This window comes from Arthrobacter sp. zg-Y1171 (genome assembly GCF_025244845.1).
Classification (GTDB): domain Bacteria; phylum Actinomycetota; class Actinomycetes; order Actinomycetales; family Micrococcaceae; genus Arthrobacter_B.
This window is the reverse complement of record NZ_CP104264.1, coordinates 2,756,584-2,772,637: the sequence shown is the minus strand read 5'-3', so window position 1 is coordinate 2,772,637 and position 16,054 is coordinate 2,756,584. Positions and strand designations below refer to the sequence as shown.

14 protein-coding genes are annotated in these 16,054 nt (G+C 64.6%); 6 read left to right on the top strand and 8 right to left on the bottom strand.

Features of this window, described 5'->3' with window-relative positions; all coding sequences use genetic code 11:
• The first annotated feature begins 19 nt into the window (after positions 1–19).
• Positions 20–1,021 carry an o-succinylbenzoate synthase gene (locus N2L00_RS13015; RefSeq protein ID WP_255862591.1) on the top strand — a complete coding sequence of 334 codons (1,002 nt, stop codon included), beginning with the start codon at positions 20–22 and terminating at the stop codon, positions 1,019–1,021.
• Between the two features lie 31 nt (positions 1,022–1,052).
• Here the strand turns inward: N2L00_RS13015 and N2L00_RS13010 are convergent, their stop codons facing one another.
• Both N2L00_RS13010 and N2L00_RS13005 read right to left on the bottom strand, forming a co-directional pair.
• Positions 1,053–2,681 carry a DASS family sodium-coupled anion symporter gene (locus N2L00_RS13010; RefSeq protein WP_255764979.1) on the bottom strand — a complete coding sequence of 543 codons (1,629 nt, stop codon included), beginning with the start codon at positions 2,679–2,681 and terminating at the stop codon, positions 1,053–1,055.
• Positions 2,682–2,790: 109 nt separating this feature from the next.
• Complete coding sequence (locus N2L00_RS13005; RefSeq protein WP_255862592.1) at positions 2,791–3,879, bottom strand: tartrate dehydrogenase; 1,089 nt, start codon at positions 3,877–3,879, stop codon at positions 2,791–2,793.
• A 332-nt stretch (positions 3,880–4,211) separates the two neighbouring features.
• Between N2L00_RS13005 and menD the strand changes: the two genes are divergently transcribed.
• Positions 4,212–5,876 carry a 2-succinyl-5-enolpyruvyl-6-hydroxy-3-cyclohexene-1-carboxylic-acid synthase gene (menD, locus tag N2L00_RS13000; protein WP_255862593.1) on the top strand — a complete coding sequence of 555 codons (1,665 nt, stop codon included), beginning with the start codon at positions 4,212–4,214 and terminating at the stop codon, positions 5,874–5,876.
• Positions 5,877–5,922: 46 nt separating this feature from the next.
• On the opposite strand, the gene N2L00_RS12995 is transcribed toward menD, so the two are convergent.
• Entirely contained in the window at positions 5,923–6,543 is a 621-nt protein-coding gene (locus tag N2L00_RS12995) for a DUF3237 domain-containing protein (protein WP_255764977.1), read from the bottom strand.
• A 141-nt stretch (positions 6,544–6,684) separates the two neighbouring features.
• Between N2L00_RS12995 and N2L00_RS12990 the strand changes: the two genes are divergently transcribed.
• Both N2L00_RS12990 and N2L00_RS12985 read left to right on the top strand, forming a co-directional pair.
• Complete coding sequence (locus tag N2L00_RS12990; RefSeq protein ID WP_255764976.1) at positions 6,685–7,986, top strand: MFS transporter; 1,302 nt, start codon at positions 6,685–6,687, stop codon at positions 7,984–7,986.
• 24 nt (positions 7,987–8,010) lie between these two features.
• A complete protein-coding gene (locus N2L00_RS12985) occupies positions 8,011–8,922 on the top strand; it encodes a LysR substrate-binding domain-containing protein (RefSeq protein ID WP_255862594.1) in 912 nt (303 codons plus the stop codon).
• A 71-nt stretch (positions 8,923–8,993) separates the two neighbouring features.
• On the opposite strand, the gene N2L00_RS12980 is transcribed toward N2L00_RS12985, so the two are convergent.
• The 5 genes from N2L00_RS12980 to N2L00_RS12960 all read right to left on the bottom strand — a co-directional run bounded on the left by N2L00_RS12980 (position 8,994) and on the right by N2L00_RS12960 (position 13,882).
• Entirely contained in the window at positions 8,994–9,743 is a 750-nt protein-coding gene (locus N2L00_RS12980; RefSeq protein WP_255862595.1) for an amino acid ABC transporter ATP-binding protein, read from the bottom strand.
• Between the two features lie 5 nt (positions 9,744–9,748).
• On the bottom strand, positions 9,749–10,534 hold the full coding sequence (locus N2L00_RS12975; protein WP_227918949.1) for an amino acid ABC transporter permease: 786 nt from the start codon (positions 10,532–10,534) through the stop codon (positions 9,749–9,751).
• Positions 10,535–10,608: 74 nt separating this feature from the next.
• Positions 10,609–11,397, bottom strand: a complete 789-nt coding sequence (locus N2L00_RS12970; RefSeq protein WP_255764973.1) for a basic amino acid ABC transporter substrate-binding protein — start codon at positions 11,395–11,397, stop codon at positions 10,609–10,611.
• Between the two features lie 169 nt (positions 11,398–11,566).
• Positions 11,567–12,346 (bottom strand): basic amino acid ABC transporter substrate-binding protein, encoded by a 780-nt coding sequence (locus N2L00_RS12965; RefSeq protein WP_255764972.1) that lies wholly within the window; start codon positions 12,344–12,346, stop codon positions 11,567–11,569.
• Positions 12,347–12,532: 186 nt separating this feature from the next.
• The gene (locus N2L00_RS12960) at positions 12,533–13,882 is read right to left on the bottom strand and encodes an isochorismate synthase MenF (protein WP_255862596.1); all 1,350 of its coding nucleotides are present in this window, start codon (positions 13,880–13,882) and stop codon (positions 12,533–12,535) included.
• A gap of 119 nt (positions 13,883–14,001) precedes the next feature.
• Between N2L00_RS12960 and N2L00_RS12955 the strand changes: the two genes are divergently transcribed.
• Together N2L00_RS12955 and N2L00_RS12950 are read left to right on the top strand one after the other, a co-directional pair.
• Positions 14,002–14,712 (top strand): demethylmenaquinone methyltransferase, encoded by a 711-nt coding sequence (locus N2L00_RS12955; protein WP_227918937.1) that lies wholly within the window; start codon positions 14,002–14,004, stop codon positions 14,710–14,712.
• Positions 14,709–16,037 (top strand): geranylgeranyl reductase family protein, encoded by a 1,329-nt coding sequence (locus N2L00_RS12950; protein WP_255764970.1) that lies wholly within the window; start codon positions 14,709–14,711, stop codon positions 16,035–16,037. Before N2L00_RS12955 ends, N2L00_RS12950 begins: the two co-directional genes overlap by 4 nt.
• Positions 16,038–16,054 lie beyond the last annotated feature (17 nt).

Genomic DNA, 16,054 nt, shown 5'->3' with positions numbered 1-16,054 from the left:
CAAAGCGTAGGCTGGCAGGGTGCCGAACAATCCTGACCTGTCTGCCCTCCTAGCCGGAGCCCGCGTGGTCTCCATTCCCATGCGGGTGAAGTTCCGCGGCATCCTGCACCGCGAGGCCCTGCTGATCGAGGGGCCGGCAGGCTGGGGCGAGTTTTCCCCGTTCCCGGAATACTCCGACGCAGAGGCCTCACCCTGGCTCGCCTCGGCCTTGGAAGCGGCCTGGCAGGGCTATCCCGCAGCGGTGCGGAAGGCCATCCCGGTGAACGGCACGGTCCCCGCCGTGCCGGTGCACCAGGTGGAGGGCGTGCTGGCCCGGTTCGGAAATGTCCCTGCCGTGAAGGTCAAAGTGGCTGAAACCGGCCAGACTCCGCTTCAGGACCTCGCCCGGGTGGCCGAGGTACGCCGGTTGCTGCCCGACGCCGGTATCCGGGTGGACGCCAACGCCGGCTGGGACGTGCCCACCGCCGTCGACACGCTGACCCTGCTGGCCGAGGCCGGGCTGGAATATGCCGAACAACCCGTAGCGGGCATTGACGGCCTGCGTGCCGTCCGGACCGAGATGCGCCGGCGCGGAGTTCCCGTGCTGATCGCCGCCGACGAAAGCGTGCGGAAGGAAAGCGACCCGCTGAAGGTCGCCCGGGAAGACGCTGCGGACCTGATCGTCATCAAGGCGGCCCCGTTGGGCGGGGTACGCCGGGCCGTCGAGATTGTGGCGCAGGCCGGGCTGCCGGCCGTGGTGAGCTCCGCCATCGACACATCCGTGGGAATCCGTACCGGCGTCGCGCTGGCCGCTGCGCTGCCCGAGCTGCCCTATGCCTGCGGGCTGGGTACCTTGTCACTCATGGCCGGAGACGTGACCGAAGAATCGCTGGTGCCCGACGGCGGTGCCCTGGCCGTGCGGGACGTGCCGGTGTCCGAGGAGTTGCTCGAACGGTTTGCCGCCCCGCCGGAGCGTCGGAAGTGGTGGCTGGACCGGTTGGAGCGGGTGCATGCGCAGTTGGTGACGGCCCGGCAGCGTTAGGATACCGAGCCGCGCATATGTCGCGTCGGCGTCAGCCGCCGATGCCGGTGACCCCCACCATGATGGGCACAATGCTGATGATGAGCGCTGCCCCGAGGATGTCGAAGACGAGTCCCGTGCGGATCATCCTCGTGATGGGTATGGTTCCGGACCCGTAGACAATGGCGTTCTGCGGCGTCGATACCGGGAGCATAAAGCCGAACGACGCCGCGAAGCTCGCCGCCAGGGCGGGGATGAACGGGTCCACGTCCATCGCTATGCACAGGGGAATCACGATGGGTACGACGACGGCCGCAGACGCGGTGTTGCTGGTGGTTTCGGAGATAAGGATCGCCAGGATCACCGAGAAAGCGGTGATGGTGATGACGCTGGTGACACCCAGGGTGTCGGAGGCGGTGGTTCCGATGGTTTCGGCCAGGCCCGTTGCCGAGAGCAGGGAACCGAAGATGATGCCGGTGCCGAACAGGATGATGGTTCCCCAGTCGATCTTGGCGGCATCCGCCCAGGTGAGGGTGGCTTCGCGCTTCTTCCAGTCGGTGGGCAGAATGAACAGGAGCGAGGCCCCGAGCACTGCCACGATGCCTTCGTCCAGCCTGTCGTCCAGGAAGATGTACTGCCCGGAGTCCGTGCCGAAGATGAGGCTCGCGAACGCGGGGAGCAGCCAGAGGGTGACGGTAAAGCCGAAGGCGATGAGGGTGTTGACCTCCGCCCGCTTCATCTTGCCCTGCTCGGCCTTTTTCTCGCTGATGAACCCGTCAACGCCTTCAATCCTGCGGATCTCGGGCTTGTTGAGCAGGAACATAACGAGCGCGAGCACGATGAACATGGCGAGGCAGAGCGGTGCAGCGGTTGCGGTCCACTGGGCAAACGAGATGCGCACCCCGGTCGCTTCCTCGATCAGGCCGCGGCCGATGAGGTTCGGCGGGGAACCCACGGGCGTGAGCAGGCCGCCGACGCTGGCGCCGTAGGCCAGCATCAGCATGAGTGCGGCACCGACGCGCAGGCGCAGCGGATCGAAGTCGGATTTGACGGTGCCACGGGCCTGCATAAGTTCGCCGATGACCGTCAGGATGCCCAGGGCAGTGGGCAGGAGCATGGCCACCGTCGCGGTGTTCGAGACGAAGGCCGAGAGCAGGCAGGTGATCACGCCGAAGGCGGTGATGATGCGGTAGGTCGATTTTGCCACTCCCGGGATGGACAGGACGGCGAAGGCCAGCCGCTGCGCGATGCCGTGCTTGAGCATGGCCTGGGCCAGTATGAAGGCGCCGATAAACGTGAAGATGGTCGTGGAGCCAAAGGGCTGCAGAACCTCTGCGGCCGGTGCGATCCCGAGGATTACGACGGCGGCAACCCCCATGAGGCCACCCACGGGGATGGGTACCGGTTCACAGATCCACAGGATGATCACCCCGAGCAGGACGGCAGCCAGCAGTTGCTGGGTCGGGTCCATCGCTGTGGGCAGGAGGGCAAAGACGAGTGCAACGGCCGGGGCGAGGAACAACCCCAGCGTCTGGCGTGCCCGCTCAAACTTCTCCTCACGGGGAGAGAGGGACTGTTCGCTCAGGCTTCGGAACGTTTTCCCGCCCAGCAGGGCGGCTTTCACATCGGTGAACCCCGGCGTCTTCGGGGCCGGCATGGACAGCGGCACATTCTGGGACATCTTCGTCCTCCGCATATTGGGTGCATTTTCTCGGTTCGACGGGCCGCGGCCCGTGGTGTGCCGCCGTGGAGCTGAAGCGGCAACATACGACCGTCGAAACCCCTTCGGGTTATCCGGCGGCTACGGCACTGATTTCATCGGCTATGGCCTTTCCCAGCTGTTCGGTGGTTCCGCTGCCGCCGAGATCGGGCGTGAGGGAGACGTCTGACCGGGCCAGCACGTTCTCGAACGCCTGGACCACGGCGGCTGCTGCTGCCTGCTCGCCCAGGTGCTGCAGCATCATGGACGCGCTCCAGATCTGGCCGATGGGATTCGCGATCCCCTGGCCGGCAATGTCCGGAGCGGATCCGTGGACAGGTTCGAAAAGGCTCGGGAAGCGGCGTTCGGGGTTTATGTTGCCGCTGGGTGCGACGCCGATGGTGCCCGTGCATGCCGGGCCCAGGTCCGAGAGGATGTCGCCGAAGAGGTTGCTGGCCACGACCACGTCAAACCTTTCGGGATGCAGCACGAAGTGCGCCGTAAGGATGTCGATGTGGTAGCTGTCGATCCTCACATCTGCGTACTTGCCGGACATTCGAGCTACCCGCTCGTCCCAGTACGGCATGGTCACCGAAATTCCGTTGCTTTTGGTGGCGGAGGTCAGGTGCTTCTTGGGCCGGCTGCGGGCCAGGTCGAATGCGTACTTGAGGATGCGGTCCACACCGGTCCGGGTCATGACCGTTTCCTGGATCACCGTTTCCCTGTCGGTGCCCTCGAACATCCGCCCGCCAATGCTGGAGTACTCGCCCTCGGTGTTCTCGCGGACAACGTAAAAGTCGATCTCCCCGGGCCGGCGTCCGGCCAGCGGACTCCGAACTCCGGCCAGCAGCTTCACCGGGCGGAGGTTGACGTACTGGTCGAAGTGGCGGCGAAACTGGAGGAGGCTTCCCCACAGGGATATATGGTCCGGAACCGTCTCAGGGGAACCGACAGCGCCGAAAAAGATGGCGTCGAAACCCTCAAGCTGCTCAACCCAGTTGTCGGGCAGCATCCTGCCGTGCTTGAGGTAGTAGTCGCCGTTGGCAAAATCGAAGTCGGTGCTTTTCAGGGTGAAGTCAAAAGCCTCAGCTGCGGCGGCCAACGCCCGCATTCCTTCGGGCACCACTTCCTGTCCGATCCCGTCTCCGGCGATGGTTGCGATTCTGTGGGTCTGCGTCATAGCGGACCTTCCGGTCTCGGCGCGCCTGTGCGCCGAACGAGTCTCAAGGTGCTGGTTCCAACAGTGTAGGGACGGCGCGAAGCTACGGTTAGACCTTCCGGGCAAAGCATTATGTCCCGTTCAGAAAGAAGGGATTCGGCTCGGCGTGCAGCTCGGATCGGGAGCCCATGCCCAGCGACCCTGCACTGTGGCTGCTACGGCCCGGATGTCCCGAACCCTAGGATGGAAGGGTGAACGGAACCCCGAAGTCTCCCAACCCGTCCCCCGCATCCGGGCCGTCTGCCTCCTCTGCGGCAGGCACTCCTGACCCGGTAGATGGGACGCGGACCGGATTGAGCTCCCTGCAGGCAGCCCGCTCCGCCGTCGCCGCCCTGGCTTCCGCAGGAGTGCGCGACGTCGTCCTGGCCCCGGGATCGCGCAGCGCACCGCTGGCCTACGCGCTGGCGGAAGCGGAACTGCAGGACCGGATGCGGGTGCACGTACGGATAGATGAACGGGTTGCCGGCTTTACTGCCCTCGGCCTGGCGCGCGGCGGGCGCCGTCCCGCAGCCGTCGTGACGACGTCGGGCACTGCCGTGGGTGAACTGATGCCTGCCGTGATGGAAGCCCACCATGGCGGCGTTCCGCTGGTGGTCCTCTCCGCGGACAGGCCGGCCGAGCTGCACGGCACCGGCGCCAACCAAACCACCGTGCAGCCGGGCCTCTTTGCGCACTTCCCGGTGACGGCTGCGGATGTGGAGGCCGGCACCGATCCTGCCGAAGCCATTTCCGCCGCCCTGGCCCGCCTCGGCAACGGCATTCCCGTGGGACCGGTGCACGTGAACCTCCAGTTCCGGGATCCGCTGACGCCCGGCGAAACCGACCCCTTGTTCCTCGAATCCGGTTCCATTCCGGAGGCTTTGCCTGCCTCCGCACCGGTCCCGGCGGAGGACCGGGTCCCCGCCGCCGATCCGCCGATTCCCGGCGCTCACCGCACCGTGGTGGTGGCGGGCGACGGCGCCGGGGAGCTCGCTGCGCTCTTTGCCCTGCGTGCCGGGCTGCCGCTGCTGGCGGAACCGTCCTCCAACGCCCGCTTCGGTCCCAACGCCGTGGGTGCGTACCGTTTGCTGCTGCCGGAACTCGGCCCGATGATTGAACGCGTTGTGGTGTTCGGCCGCCCCACGCTCTCCCGTCCGGTAGCCGGACTGCTGGCTCGTACCGACGTCGAAAAAGCCCTTTATCTGCCCCGGCCGGTGAACTGGTTTACCGAGGGACGGCGTCCGGAAACCATCATCAGCGACATTCCCGGACTCTTCGAGTTCGCCGGAACCGGTGCGCCCGGCTGGCTTGAGCAGTGGCGGACGGCCTCGGAAGCGGCCATGAACACGCTGAACAACCTGCTGGAACAGGAGGCCGGACTCACAGGCCTGCAGGTCGCGGACCTGGTGTGGGACGCTGCAGACGCCAACCTGGTACTCGGTTCCTCCAACGTCATCCGGGACATGGACCTGGTTGCCTCTCCGGGCTGGCATCCGCTGGACGTGTACGCCAACCGCGGCCTGGCCGGAATCGACGGGACCATTTCCACGGCCACGGGCATTGCGCTCGCCAACGGCATTCCCACCCGGCTGCTGCTGGGTGACCTCACATTCCTGCACGACGCCGGTGCCCTGCTCCTTGGCGACGGGGAGGATGAGCCGGACCTGCAGATCATCGTGTTGAACGACGCCGGCGGCGGCATTTTCTCCGTCCTCGAACATGGTGCACTGGGGGAGGACCCCCGGTACACGGCCTTGGTGGAACGATTCTTCGGGACACCGCACCGGGCCGATCTGGCCGCACTGTGCCGCGGCTACGGTGTCCGGCACCAAGTGATCCGCTCTGCCGACGAACTCGAAGCCGCCCTGGCCGAACCTGTCTGCGGACGGTCGGTGCTGGAAGTACGCACCGCGCGCCAGACGCTGCGCAGCCTGCATCAGCAGGTGCAGTCGGCTGTGGGGGCAGCGGTGCGGAGCTAGTGCTGCGCGGGTAGGGCTGGAAAACGTCGCTTCGCGCATCCTCCACCTAGTCGAGGACCCAGATGCTGATCCGAACCGCCGAGGGAAGCCTCGTACCCGAACCAACGAGGATGCGGGAGGATAGCCAGGCCCATTCGGGTCCGCCCGAGAGCAGCCGGGGCGTGCATCGAAAGTAGATGCGTGCGGGATCGACTTCGTCGCCGCGCACCAACGCGGCAATGTCCTCGGCTGATCCAGACCGAACGCCGAAATTGGTGACGTAGATCCGCTCTCCGCTGTCCGTCTCGATCGAATACTTGGCTTCGAGCTCAGTGAGGGTAGCTGAGCGCAGCAGTTGGAAGTCCGCTCCGCCCGGCAGGACCTTGCCGTTGAGCAGCGGGCCCCGGACCGTGCCCCCGAGGATCGGGATAAGGCGTCTGGTGCCTTCGGTGGTGGGCCCGATTTCGAGGGGTTCCCCGATATCGATGACGAAGGTGGCCAGGAAAACCATTCCCGGGGTGCTGGGCGGCTGGGCATCGTGTGATGCTGCAGCCGGGGCCGTGGAGGCGCCCGCCGCCGGGGCCGGGGTTTCTCCCGGAGCTTCTCCCGTCGCCGGGGGGACCGATTCGCCCGTGCCGCGGGAGCTGTCAGCGCCGCTGCTGCCGGTGCCGGATGTCTGCGTCGTCATGGCTTTGACGGTACCTCTGCCGGAGGGCAGCCGGGATGGCTGTATTTCCGACATGGCATGGTGGAAATAACTCGTTGAGGTTTTCAACGGTCACGGCGACACTGTGAGGACATGAGTCCACCCGCTCGATGAGGAGCCGCAATGACGCAGAGTTACGAGACCGCTCCACCCCGCGCCAGGGGGCGGAAAGGCAAGGATCTGCTGGCCGTAAACATCGGCAACGCACTCGAATGGTTCGACTGGAACATCTATGCGATCTTCGCGCCCTTCTTTGCGGCCCAGTTCTTCGTTTCCGATGACCCGATTTCCAGCCTGCTTTCAACCCTCGCCGTCTTTGCCGTTGGATTCCTCATGCGTCCGGTGGGCGGCTGGGTCTTCGGCCGGATTGCGGACGAGCGGGGCCGGCGCTTCAGCCTCACCCTTGCCATCCTGCTTGCGGCGGTGGGAAGCCTCGCGATCGCCGTGGCGCCCACCTTTGAATCGGTGGGGGCTTTCGCCGCGGTCATCCTGTTGCTGGCACGAATGCTGCAGGGGCTCTCCCACGGCGGTGAAACCGGATCGGCGTTTACCTATCTTGCGGAAATGGCACCGAAGGAGAAGCGGGGGCTGTGGTCCAGCACCCCGTGGCTGGGAGTGGCAGCCGGCACAATGCTTGCCACAGGCCTCGGCGTGCTGCTGACCGCTCTCTTCACGGCAGACCAGATGGCAGATTTCGGCTGGCGTATTCCCTTCGCCGTCGGGGCCGTGCTTGGCCTTTATGCCATCTACATCCGCCGGACCATGAGTGAATCCGATGTCCACACTGCGGCCAAGGAAGCCGCAGGCGGAGAGCGTCCGACCCTCTCGGCAGTGTTGGCCGAGCTGGGCCGGGAGCGGGCAGCCCTGCTGCGCATTGTCGGACTGACCATCAGCGGCGTCGTCGCCTTCTACACCTGGTTCATTTTTGCGCCGGGCTACGCGGCCCGGGAGTTCGGGATGGATCCGAATGCCTCCCTCGTGGCCGGGCTGCTGGGCCAGTCGGTGTTCCTGCTGGCTGTGCCTGTCATGGGCAGGCTCTCGGACAAGTGGGGCCGCAGGCCGGTGCTGATGGTCTTCGCTGCCGGCTTTGCGTTGATGGCCTTCCCGCTGGAAGGCATGCTCAGCGGCAATCCGCTTGCGCTGTTCGGCACGATGGCGATCGGCTCCGTGCTGCTGGCGGCCAACTGCGCACCGCTCGGGGCAGTGTTCTCCGAGCTGGTGCCCACCCGGCTGCGCGCCACCATCATCGGGATCGGCTATGCCACCTCCGGGGCTATCTTCGGCGGGACCGCGCCCTACCTGAACACGTGGTTGTCGAGTCAGGGCATTCATTGGATTTTCGTCGCCTATATGGTTGTCTTGTGCCTGATCAGCGCGTTGGTCATCATCAAGATGCCCGAGACCAAGGGCACCGAGCTCCGGTAGCCGGATCGAGCGGGGAGGCGGGCAATGCCGAAGTTCACCCTCCGCCAGCTCGAGTATTTCCGGGCCGTTGCTTTGAACGGCAGCATCAGTGCGGCAGCCGAAGCGGAGCGGGTTTCGCGCTCTTCGGTTGCAGCGGCCCTTGATGACCTCGAATCGGCCCTGGGCAGCGCCCTCTGTATCCGGACCAAGGCCCAGGGGATCGATCTGACTGCCAACGGGCGGATCATCCTCGCCAGCGTTGAAACGATTTTGGACGATGTAGCGGAACTCCAGCAGCTCGGCAGCGGGACCGAGCTAAGCGGAACGCTGACAATCGGCTGCTTCCCGTCCCTTGCCCCCACCATGATTCCGCTCCTGTGGCAGGACTTTGCCCGCGATCACCCCAAAGTGAAGCTGGACGTAGTCACAGGCAGCCGTTCGGAATTGGTGGAGAAGCTGGCCCGCGGGGAGGTGGACCTGGTGCTGGCCTACAACCTGCATGAGTTCGATTCCGTGGAGTCCGCGGCGCTTTATGACACCTGCATGCACGCGATCCTCGCGCCGGAGCATCCGCTGGCCTCCCAGCCGAGCGTCTCTGCAGCTGACCTGGCAGAGGAACCGCTGCTATTGATGGACGTGCCGCCGTCTGCCGACGATATTCTGGGCTATTTCTCGTCGTTGGGCCTGTCTCCGCGGATCGGGTTGCGCAGCCAGCAATTCGAATTCATCCGCTCATTGGTAGCCCGTGGTGCAGGGTATTCGCTGTTCATCCAGCGTCCCCGCACATCCACCAGCTATGAAGGCCTGCCGGTTGTGGCCCTGCGGGTTGTGCCGGCGCCGCCGCTGGAGCGTGCGGGAATCGGATGGTCAAGCCGTCGGCGGCTTTCCCGCCGGTCCAGGGCTTTCATTGACCTGGTCCGGGCCCGCGCGGCTGATCTTGCGCCGGAGCCCGTATAGGAGCGGTGATTCCACGAAAACAGCCCTTCCGGACAAAGCCGGAAGGGCTGTTTTTTTTGGGGGGAACCGGGTTAGAGAACCTTGGAGAGGAACGCCCGGGTGCGCTCGTGCTGCGGGTTGCCCAGGACGTCTTCGGGACGGCCCTGCTCCACGACGACACCGCCGTCCATGAAGACAACGCGGTCGCCCACTTCGCGGGCGAAGCCCATCTCGTGGGTCACCACCATCATGGTCATGCCTTCCTCGGCAAGCTGGCGCATCACGGCGAGCACGTCACCAACGAGTTCCGGGTCCAAGGCGCTGGTCGGCTCGTCGAACAGCATCATGTCCGGATCCATGGACAGTGCGCGGGCAATGGCCACACGCTGCTGCTGGCCGCCGGAGAGCTGTGCGGGGAAGGCCGTTGCACGGTCCTCCAGACCCACCTTGGCGAGGTTCTTCAGCGCCACCTTGGTGGCTTCCTCCTGGCCGCGCTTCTTCGCCCGGCGCTGCGCCAGGGTCAGGTTGCGCAGCACGTTCAGGTGAGGGAAGAGATTGAACTGCTGGAAGACCATGCCGATCCGGGTGCGTACCTTGTCCAGGTCCGTGTCCGGATGGGTAATGTCAACGCCCTCCACCAGGACGGTGCCGCTGGTGGGCTCCTCCAGGCGGTTGACGCAGCGCAGCAGAGTGGACTTGCCGGAACCGGACGGACCGATCACGCAGACCACTTCGCCCTGGTCTACATGGAAGTCGATGCCTTTCAGCACCTCGTTGCTTCCGAAGGACTTGTGAAGGTTGCGGACCTCGATGGCAGGGGCGGTGGTGTTCGGGACGCTCATGGCTGCTACCTGCCTCTCTGGTTGTGTCGTTCGAGCTTTGCCACCAGCTGGGTCAGCGGCAGCGTAATGATCAGGTACATCAGGGCAGCGAGCACCAGGGGTGTGGCGTTTGCGGTCTGGGACACGGAGTCACGCGCAAACGTGGTCAGCTCGCGGTCCTGCAGTGCCATACCGGCAATGAACAGCAGCGAAGTGTCCTTGATCAGGATGACCAGTTCGTTGGTCAGCGGCGGCGTGATGATCCGGAAGGCCTGGGGCAGGGTCACGGAAATCATGGTCCAGGTCGGACCCATGCCCAGCGAACGGGCAGCCTCGGCCTGACCGGAGGGCACTGCCTGGATTCCGGCACGGATGGTTTCGGCGATATAGGCGCCGGAAACGATGATCAGGGCCAGGAGCCCTGCGCCTGCGCTGCCTCCCGGCGGACGCCAGTCAAAGGCGATCGGCACGGCGAAGGCGAACCCGAAGATCACCAGCAGTGCGGGGAGCCCGCGGAAAAGTTCGATGTAGGCCGTGGCGGCCCAGCGGTACGGCGCTACCGGGGAAAGCTTCATCAGCGCCAGCAGCAGGCCCAGGAGGAGCCCGCCGGCGAAAGCAATAACGGTATAGATAATCGTGTTCTTGACCGCCACCGTGATGATGGTGGGGAAGGCCTCACGGGCCACCTCGGCGTCGAAGAAGTTCTCGCCGATGGCTTCCCAATCGGCAGCCAGCACTACGGCTACGAGTGCGATGACGAAAACGGCGTACAGGACGCCCCGGAACAGGCGTCTGCGGGTGGAGGGTTTCAAAGTGGGGAGCCTTCCAAGGAAGAAAAGGGGTCGTCCCGGGCACCCGGGCCCGGGACGACTCAGTGGTCTAGGCGTTATTCGGTGAAGTACTTGTCGTAGATTTCCTGGTACTTGCCGTTGTCCCGCAGCTTGGTGAGCTGCTCATTGACGGCGGAGATGAGTTCGGTGTTGTCCTTCTTCATGGCGAAGCCGTAGGACTCATCCGTCTCATACTCTTCGGCGATGGTGAATTCACCATCCTCCGTGTGTCCAATGTTCACCGGCAGGTCCTGGAGCACAGCATCGACGTTACCGGACTGGATGGCAGGGAAGAGTTCGGCATCGCTCGGGAAAGCCACGATTTCCGCTCCGGGAGCATTCTCGCGGGCGTAGGACTCACCGGTGGTGTTTCCCTGGACGCCGAGCTTCTTGCCCTCCAGGTCCTCGATGCTCTTGATGTCCGAGTCGACGGGGACCAGCAGCGACTGCAGCGAGTCATAGTACGGATCGGCGAAGCCCATGGCCTCTTGACGTTCCGGGGTGATGGTGATTGCGCTGGCCTCAAGGTCACACTGTCCCGCCGCGAGCACGGTGCCGCTGGCAATTCCCTCGAACCCGGCGTCCTGGACTGCGAGTTCAAGGTCAAGGCCGGTCGCGATCTCCTTGACCAGGTCCATGTCGAAACCGGTGTATTCGCCGTTCTCTTCATACTCGAACGGAACGTACGGGATGTCCGAGCAGACTGTCAGCGTGCCTTCGGATACCAGGTTGTATCCGTTGGCAGCGTCGTCGGAGGCTCCGGCGTCGTCACCACCGCAGGCGGTCAGCGAAAGGGCGCCGATAGCCAAAAAGGCGAAGGCGGCGGTGCGGGCTTTGTACGGCATTGGTTAACAACCTTACGTCGGACGGTGTGAGCAGTCTCACCCGTAGCTGGGTATTGGGATGCAGTCTAGAGCGTACGTAGTCCATATTTCGGTAACGTGTCCGCCACTGTCGGCAGCAAAACAGAAGCCCCGTGGCGTGCCGTACTGCGGCACCCGGTTCCCTGGGCTGCTACTTCGTGAAGAACCGGTCGTGGAGCTCCTGGTACTTGCCATTCTCCCGTAGATCAGCAAGCTGTTCATTCACCTTCGAAACCAGTTCCTCGCTGCCTTCCTTCTTCATGGCGAAGCCATAGGACTCACCCGTCTCGAAGCTCGCTGAGATCCGGAACTTGCCGTCCTCGGTGTGGTCCTGGTTCACCGCGTGGTCCTGGAGGACCGCATCAATGTTTCCGGCCTGCAGTCCCTGGAACAGCTCCGCATCGGTCTGGAAGGACATAATCTCGGCGTCGGCGGCGTTTTCCCGTGCGTAGCTCTCACCGGTGGTGCCCTGCTGGACCCCTACCTTCTTGCCCTTGAGGTCTGCCAGGGAAGCAACCGAGGAATCGGCAGGAACCAGGAGGGTCTGAGGCGAGTCATAGTACGGGTCCGAAAATGCCAGTTTCTCGGCCCGCTCATCGGTGATGGACATGGCCGCGGCAATCACATCGCACTGGCGGGCGGCCAGTACGGTTCCGCTCTGCAGGCCGTCGAATCCAACGTTCTGCACCTCATGCTCCAGGCCCATGCCCTTGGCAATTTCGCGGGTGAGCTCGATATCGAAGCCGGTGAACTCACCGTCCACCACGTATTCGAACGGCTTGAAAGGAACGTTGGAGCACACCGTGAGGGTGCCCTCGTTGACGGTCGTGAGACCGGACTCCGCGGAGTCGTCTCCTCCGCCGCAGGCGGTCAGGGACAACGCTCCGATAGCAAGGAAGGCGGCAAGAGTGGTGCGGGCTTTGTGCGGCATTGCGATTCAGAACCTTAGGTCGGCAGGAACAGAAGAGGCCGCAGGCGGAAACCAAACCGTCTCCAGAGCGGCATAGGGCGGAACGGCCACGACGGCACGATCCGAGTTTCTATTCTACCCACTGTAAATTTATGCAACGAACCAAACGGTTATGCAGCCGGTCTCCGCAGGTGGGGGCGAGGGGCCTCAGGAGCCGGCGGGAGAGGATGCGAAATCGGGGTTGCGCACCGGAACGGCGCGGGGCCGGTCCAAGCCCAGGGCCTCAAGCATTGGACGGAACTTGCTCCAGGTTTCCTCTAGTTCCGCGGCAGGATTGGAGCCGGCCACAATTCCACAGCCTGCATAAAGGCGCACTTCCGTGCGGCTCTCGATCACAGCGCCGCGCAGGGCGATACCCCATTCACCGTTTCCGGCAGCGTCCATCCAGCCGACGGGTCCGGAGTAGGGGCCGCGGTCCATGTGTTCAAGCTCACTAATAAGTTCGCCGGCCACGCTGGTGGGGAAGCCGCAGACAGCGGCAGTGGGATGCAGCGCTTCGACCAGGGTCAGGGGCGTGGGAATCAGTCCGCCCGCATCCCGCGCGAGCTCGGCAGTGACGTCGGAGGCCAGATGCCAGACGTTGGGCAGTTCAAGGACAAACGGCTCCGTGTGGGAAGTCATCGACGAGGTGAAAGGCTCAAGGGACCGGGTGAGGGAATCGATGGCAATTTGATGCTCGTGCTGCTGCTTGGCGGACCCGGCCAGCACCCGCTTGGCGTAGTGGGGATCGTCGGCAGGAGCAGTAGCGCGGTCCAGTGTTCCGGCCAGCACGCGTGCCTCGGCGGTGCCGTTTTCGACCTTGATCAGCATCTCGGGCGTGGACCCGATCAAGCCGTCCACCGAATACGTCCAGCAGTCGCGGTAGCGCACGGCCAGTTCACGCAGTACCTGTGAAGCCACGAGGGGGCTGCCCAACTCCACGGCAATGTCGCGGGCCAGGACAATCTTGCTCAAATCGCCGGCTGCTACATGGGCCACCGACCGCGCCACGGCATTTTTCCACTCCGACTCGCTCAGCATTCCCGGCAGGACCCGGTCGGCGGGATCGCTTTCCCGGTAGAGCGGTAGATCGTCCAGATAGCGGGCCAGGGCGGCCTTCGCTGTCTCCGCGTTTAGTTCCGCTTCGGGATCCGCGGTTGTGTACGTCACCCAGCCGGCGCCGTCGCGCAGCCCGACGACGATTTCCGGAACCACCAGGCGGGATTCAAAGGGGGAGCGTTTGGAAAAAGCGAAGGAGCCAAAGGCGACGATGCCGGTGCCGGGAGTGTTAAGAGGGTTCTCGACGTCGGCTTCCGCAAGGAGGGACCGCCACCATTCCTGTGCGCGGGCAAAGCGCTCGGGGCCGCTGGAAGTGAAGCGGGCCGCTTCTCCAAAGCCGACCAGTCCCTCCTGGCGCCGAATCCAGCACAGTTGCTCGTCAAGAACCAGATACTCCAGGAGACCGATGGCGGCGGAAAGCTCACCGACGGGCACTGTCACAGAACGCAGGGTGGTCATAGTGGTTCCAGACTACTCCGCCGTAGGTACCTGCCCGATATCGGGGTCCGTGGCTGAGAGCAACACGACAGCGCAGCGGCCGGTTCGGCGGCCCTCCCATTGTTTGAGACAATGACAGAGTGAACCGCGCATCGTTGGAAAAACGCCCGGATGAAGTTGCTGCCATGTTTGATGACGTGGCACCTAAATACGACGTCGTAAACGACGTGCTGTCCCTGGGGCAGACGCGCCGCTGGCGCCGCATTGTGGTGGACGCCGTCGGAGCCGTGCCCGGACAGCGGGTCCTGGACCTGGCCGCCGGCACCGGCACCTCAAGTGAGCCCTACGCGGACGCGGGAATCGACGTCGTTGCCTGCGACTTCTCGCTCGGGATGCTCAAGGTCGGCAAGCGCCGGCGCCCGGATATCGACTTCGTTGCCGGTGATGCCACCAACCTGCCGTTCGAAGACAACTCCTTCGACGCCTCCACCATCTCCTTCGGCCTCCGCAACGTCAACGAGCCGAAAAAGGCCCTGGCGGAAATGCTCCGGGTCACCAAGCCCGGCGGCCGCCTTGTCATTGCGGAATTCTCTTCGCCGGTCATTCCGGTGTGGCGCACCATGTACACCGAATACCTGATGCGTGCCCTTCCTTCGATCGCCCGCAAGGTCGCCTCCAATCCCGATGCCTACGTCTACCTCGCCGAATCCATCCGGGCCTGGCCGAACCAGGACGGCCTGGCCGCCTGGATTGCGGAAACCGGCTGGCAGGATGTTGCCTACCGCAACCTGACCGGCGGCATCGTGGCTGTGCACCGCGCCGTCAAGCCCGGAGGGCATCCGGCCAAGTGAAGGTCCTTATTGTCGGTGCCGGCCCGGCCGGTTCCACAGCCGCGTACTACCTCGCCTCTGCAGGGGTGGATGTCACCGTTCTCGAAAAGACCGCTTTCCCGCGGGAAAAGGTCTGCGGCGACGGCCTGACCCCCCGCGCCGTGCGCGAAATCCAGTTCCTGGGCCTGCCGCACGAAGAAGCCGAAGGGTGGCGCCGGAATAAGGGGCTACGCCTGATTGCCGGCGGCCGGACACTGGAACTGCCGTGGCCTGCGCTCTCGGATTTCCCGGATTACGGCCTGATCCGTACCCGTCTCGGTTTCGACGAGGCCCTTGCCCGCCACGCGCAGGCTGCCGGAGCGAAGATCCTTGAGCGGCACACAGTGGTCTCTGCCATCCGCGGCGACGACGGACGCGTGGAAGGTGCAGTCGCCAACATCCTGGATGAAAACGGGAGGCGCACAGGCGAACGGCGGGAGTTCTTCGCCGACGTCGTCCTGGCTGCCGACGGAAACTCGAGCCGGACCGCCCTGAGCGTGGGCATCGAAAAACGCGACGACCGTCCCATGGGCGTGGCCGTGCGCACCTACTTCGAGAGCCCGCGCACCAATGACGACTGGATGGAAGGCTGGCTGGAGCTTCCGGATGCCTCCGGCAACCCGCTGCCCGGCTACGGCTGGGTCTTCGGGGTGGGAGACGGAACGTCCAACGTCGGCCTGGGCATCCTGAACTCTTCCAAGGAATTCGGAAAGCTGGACTACCGCAAGGTCCTGCGCGACTGGACCGCCGGCATGCCCGCAGAATGGGGCTTCACCCCGGAAAACCAAGTGGGCGAGATCCGCGGGGCAGCCCTGCCCATGGGCTTCAACCGCACGCCGCACTACTCGCCGGGGCTGCTGCTGCTCGGCGATGCCGGCGGCATGGTCAGCCCGTTCAACGGTGAAGGCATTTCCTACGCGATGGAATCGGCCCGGTTTGCGGCCGAACACATCATCGAAGGCTCCGGGGCCGCACTGGCGCCGGGCCTGCTCACATCACGGGCCGCGTTCGACGTCGAACTGCGCGCCTATGCCGGTCACGTGCGGGATGAATGGGGCAGCCACTTCACGCTCGGCCGCATTTTCGCCGCCATGATCGGCCGCCCCGCAGTCATGAAACTGGCACTGCGCACAGGAATGCCGATTCCCGTGCTTATGCGTTTCGTGGTGCGTATGCTCGCTAACCTGACGGACAGCAGTTCCAAGGGCATAGAGGATAGAGTGATTGCCTTACTGGAAATGCTGGTTCCGCCGGCAAGCAACCAAGGAACGCCGATAACTCCCCGGCAGCCCGCGCAGCACCCGTGACTTCTATGCCTGTTGTC

Excerpts from the sequence above, each read along its gene's own strand:
- N2L00_RS13010 (WP_255764979.1), bottom strand. The coding sequence starts at position 2,681 with ATGTCCCAGAATGTGCCGCTGTCCATGCCGGCCCCGAAGACGCCGGGG.
- N2L00_RS13005 (WP_255862592.1), bottom strand. The coding sequence starts at position 3,879 with ATGACGCAGACCCACAGAATCGCAACCATCGCCGGAGACGGGATCGGA.
- N2L00_RS12995 (WP_255764977.1), bottom strand. The coding sequence starts at position 6,543 with ATGACGACGCAGACATCCGGCACCGGCAGCAGCGGCGCTGACAGCTCC.
- N2L00_RS12990 (WP_255764976.1), top strand. The coding sequence starts at position 6,685 with ATGACGCAGAGTTACGAGACCGCTCCACCCCGCGCCAGGGGGCGGAAA.
- N2L00_RS12985 (WP_255862594.1), top strand. The coding sequence starts at position 8,011 with ATGCCGAAGTTCACCCTCCGCCAGCTCGAGTATTTCCGGGCCGTTGCT.
- N2L00_RS12980 (WP_255862595.1), bottom strand. The coding sequence starts at position 9,743 with ATGAGCGTCCCGAACACCACCGCCCCTGCCATCGAGGTCCGCAACCTT.
- N2L00_RS12970 (WP_255764973.1), bottom strand. The coding sequence starts at position 11,397 with ATGCCGTACAAAGCCCGCACCGCCGCCTTCGCCTTTTTGGCTATCGGC.
- N2L00_RS12965 (WP_255764972.1), bottom strand. The coding sequence starts at position 12,346 with ATGCCGCACAAAGCCCGCACCACTCTTGCCGCCTTCCTTGCTATCGGA.
- N2L00_RS12960 (WP_255862596.1), bottom strand. The coding sequence starts at position 13,882 with ATGACCACCCTGCGTTCTGTGACAGTGCCCGTCGGTGAGCTTTCCGCC.